Below are 2,168 nucleotides of genomic sequence, written 5' to 3'. Positions count from 1 at the left end.
CCCGCCCCCGTCATCGAACCGTCATCTCCCTTCAACAGAACGCACATTACAAATAGTTAATGTCCGCCTCGATCCGAGCCCGCCGCCATGGCATGCCAGCCCAGAGGACGAGATGGACCACGACTCCACCCTTTCGCGCGTCCAGCGCTACGAACAGCAGGACGACCGCAGCAGCAATGCCAGCGACAACCCGACCATGGGCGACATCGTCAACGCCCGCTTCGGCCGGCGCGACATGCTGCGCGGCGCCCTCGCCGTCTCGGCGATCAGCGCGGTGGTGGGGCCGGCGGCCTTCCTGTCGGCCAGCCGTCCGGCGCAGGCCGCCACGGCCTCGCGCTATGTGTTCGAGGAGCTGCAGGCCGGCGTCGACACCAGGCACCATGTCGCCCCGGGCTATGACGCCGACATCCTGATCCGCTGGGGCGACCCGGTGGTCAAGGGCGCCCCCGCCTTCGACCCGCACAAGCAGAGCGCGGACGCCCAGGAAAAGCAGTTCGGCTACAACAACGACTATATCGGCTACGTGCCCCTGCCGCTCGGCTCGAAGACCAGCGACCACGGCTTGCTGGTGGTAAACCACGAATACACCGACGCCGCGATCATGTTCCCCGGCCTGGCCGACGCCAAGGGCGAGTTCGCGCTGAGCGCGCAGAGCCAGGAGCAGGTCGACATCGAGATGGCCGCCCACGGCCAGTCGGTGATCGAGATCAAGCGCGGCGCCGACGGCAAATGGGCCGTGGTGCCGGACAGCGCCTATGGCCGCCGCATCACCGCGCGGTCGACCGAATTCCGGGTCACCGGCCCGGCCGCCGGGCATGACCGGCTGAAGACCTCGGCCGATGCCACCGGCACGACGGTGATCGGCACCATCAACAACTGCGCCGGCGGCACCACGCCCTGGGGCACCACGGTGCATGCCGAAGAGAACTTCAACGGCTATTTCGGCGGCGAGCTGAAGGACGACCATCCGGAGGCGCGCAACTACAAGCGCTACGGCCTCGGCGAGACTGAATACGCCTGGAGCCTGCACCACGCCCGCTTCGACCTGGTGAAGGAGCCGAACGAGCCCAACCGTTTCGGCTGGGTGGTCGAGATCGACCCGACCGATCCGGCTTCGACCCCGAAGAAGCGCACCGCCATGGGCCGCTTCAAGCATGAGGGCGCCGAGAGCATCGTGGCCAAGGACGGCCGCGTGGTGTTCTACATGGGCGACGACCAGCGCTTCGACTACCTGTACAAATTCGTCACCGCCGGCAGGTTCAACCCGGACGACCGCAAGGCCAACATGGACCTGCTGGACGACGGCACGCTGTATGTCGCCAAGTTCGACGCCGGCGGCAGCGTCGCCTGGCTGCAGGTGGTGTTTGGCCAGGGCCCGCTGACCGAGGCCAATGGCTTCAAGAGCCAGGCCGACGTGCTGATCGAGACCCGCCGCGCCGGCGACCTCTTGGGCGCCACCAAGATGGACCGGCCGGAAGACGTGCAGCCGAACCCGGTGAACGGCAAGGTCTATGTCATCCTGACCAACAACGACAAGCGCAAGGCCGAGCAGGTCGACGCCACCAACCCGCGGCCGGAGAACAAGTTCGGCCATATCGTCGAGATCCTGCCGGCCGATGGCGACCATGCCGCCACCACCGCGTCCTGGGACCTGCTGGTGAAGTGCGGCGACCCCAGCGTCGCCGCGGTCGGCGCCAGCTTCCACCCCGGCACCAGCCAGAATGGCTGGTTCGGGTCGCCGGACAATTGCGAGATCGACGCCGACGGCCGCCTGTGGGTCGCCACCGACGGCAACAACTACAAATACAGCGGCCGGGCCGACGGCATCTGGGGGCTGGAGACCGAGGGCGAGGCCCGCGGCACCGGCAAGCTGTTCTTCCGCGTCCCGGTCGGGGCCGAGATGTGCGGCCCGAAGATCACGCCCGACCTGGCCAGCTTCTTCGTCGCGGTGCAGCATCCGGGCGAAGGCGGCAAGGAATGGCCGGAATTCGGCCGGCCCAGCACCTTCGCCGACCCGTCGACCCGCTGGCCCGACTTCCAGGACGGCGTCCCGCCCCGGCCCTCGGTGGTGGTCATCACCAAGCAGGGTGGCGGCAAGATCGGCGCTTAATCGGCGCGGACGGACCCGAAAGGAGTTCGTCGGTTGGGTTCGCTATGGGAACCCCACC

The 2,168-nt window shown here is 67.9% G+C and carries 1 protein-coding gene; it reads left to right on the top strand.

Annotation, left to right across the window (positions count from 1 at the left end):
- Positions 1 to 112 precede the first annotated feature (112 nt).
- A complete protein-coding gene (locus AC3XYG_RS03310) occupies positions 113 to 2,110 on the top strand; it encodes a PhoX family protein (RefSeq protein WP_489138388.1) in 1,998 nt (665 codons plus the stop codon).
- Positions 2,111 to 2,168 lie beyond the last annotated feature (58 nt).

The organism is Inquilinus sp. (assembly GCF_057815775.1).
The sequence above is the reverse complement of the archived record's forward strand: the minus strand, read 5'-3'. Positions and strand labels throughout refer to the sequence as shown.

What these genes read in the sequence shown, in the direction of transcription:
- AC3XYG_RS03310 (WP_489138388.1), top strand. Translation starts at nt 113, where the DNA reads ATGGACCACGACTCCACCCTTTCGCGCGTCCAGCGCTACGAACAGCAG.